This is a genomic window from Acinetobacter tianfuensis (assembly GCF_003611465.1).
Taxonomy (GTDB): Bacteria; Pseudomonadota; Gammaproteobacteria; order Pseudomonadales; family Moraxellaceae; genus Acinetobacter; species Acinetobacter tianfuensis.
Genome location: NZ_RAXV01000090.1, coordinates 1 through 1,117 on the forward strand (window position 1 = coordinate 1; position 1,117 = coordinate 1,117).

Below are 1,117 nucleotides of genomic sequence, written 5' to 3' on the forward strand. Positions count from 1 at the left end.
TTATAAATGGGGGTAGAAAAATCAGTCAGGAGACCATCTTCAGGGCTGGTGAAGTGAGCTGATTTAGGGCTTTCTCCTGTGTTTTTACGGGTATTTGTTTTACCGTTTGGTAAATTCTTCTTGGCTGCTTTTTGTTTTAACTGAGCAATAGCATCATTAAATTCTTGAAGAATATCTTTAGACATAACTCACCCCAAACAACGAGTTAAATGAAATGAAATTACGCTCTTATGCATGATTGAATAGCAGCGTGGGCATTCAACTAAGTCGATCTGGTGAACTGAATTAATCATTTTGAAGAAACCTCACATCTTTTCTTGTGACATTCGAGAAGGCGCTTAGATGTAAATTGATCACCACAAACAGAACATCTATACCAGCGAGTTTTTTTTAAATTCAATGCAACAACCAAATCAAAATTAGAAGCCTTACCCATCTCAGCAATCCCCCATTTCTTCTTTTAATTCAGCATTTGCTTTTTTATAAATATCTGCATGTGCATCTATGTACGAATAGTCATAAGCCATTTCAGAAGCCACCAAAGCCAAATGCTCTAAGCACTGCTCTGTCGAAAAAGCTGGTACAAAGTTTTCTAATGCACATTGGCCATGTTGAGAAATCAGCTCTGCAACACGATTAAATGCTGACTGGGTGAAATCTTGAGGGCTATCGAAGTTATGATTATTCATATTTGTAATTTGTCACAAGTTACATTTAACGAGAAAATAACATGTTAGATGTTACTAAACAATATGTAATACGATATAAATTACAAATCACATAGAGCGCGATTATGTCAACTACAGTAAGACTTAGAGATGAAGAGGAAGAAATGCTTCAAGAGATCACTTTGAATATGATGATTGAAACCAAAATGAGAATTAAAGAATCTGATGTTCTTCATACACTTATAAGAAAACATCTAAAGGATATAAAAACGTCTGATGTAATGAAATACAGAGAAGAAGTACTTAAAAAAGATTAATTATCTATGTCGATCCTGATTACTAGTGACATAAAAAAAGGGAGCCTAATTAGCTCCCTTCTCTTTTGCTCTAACGAATGTCGCATAACGTAACTATTATGTTAAATAGCATATCGGGGATTGCGCCCTAGA

General features: G+C 34.9%; 3 protein-coding genes. 1 reads left to right on the top strand and 2 read right to left on the bottom strand.

Going from position 1 to position 1,117, the window contains the following annotated elements; all coding sequences use genetic code 11:
• Together D7V32_RS16965 and D7V32_RS16970 are read right to left on the bottom strand one after the other, a co-directional pair.
• Nucleotides 1-185 (bottom strand): hypothetical protein (locus D7V32_RS16965; RefSeq protein ID WP_147394247.1); only part of this gene is annotated, 185 nt, incomplete at its 3' end.
• 252 nt (nt 186-437) lie between these two features.
• A complete protein-coding gene (locus tag D7V32_RS16970; protein WP_120403940.1) occupies nt 438-689 on the bottom strand; it encodes a hypothetical protein in 252 nt (83 codons plus the stop codon).
• A 104-nt stretch (nt 690-793) separates the two neighbouring features.
• Between D7V32_RS16970 and D7V32_RS16975 the strand changes: the two genes are divergently transcribed.
• The gene (locus D7V32_RS16975; protein WP_117008196.1) at nt 794-985 is read left to right on the top strand and encodes a hypothetical protein; all 192 of its coding nucleotides are present in this window, start codon (nt 794-796) and stop codon (nt 983-985) included.
• The last annotated feature ends 132 nt before the right edge of the window (nt 986-1,117 follow it).

Bases quoted from the DNA above. Each gene is read 5' to 3' on its own strand.
- D7V32_RS16970 (WP_120403940.1), bottom strand. From the start codon at position 689: ATGAATAATCATAACTTCGATAGCCCTCAAGATTTCACCCAGTCAGCA.
- D7V32_RS16975 (WP_117008196.1), top strand. From the start codon at position 794: ATGTCAACTACAGTAAGACTTAGAGATGAAGAGGAAGAAATGCTTCAA.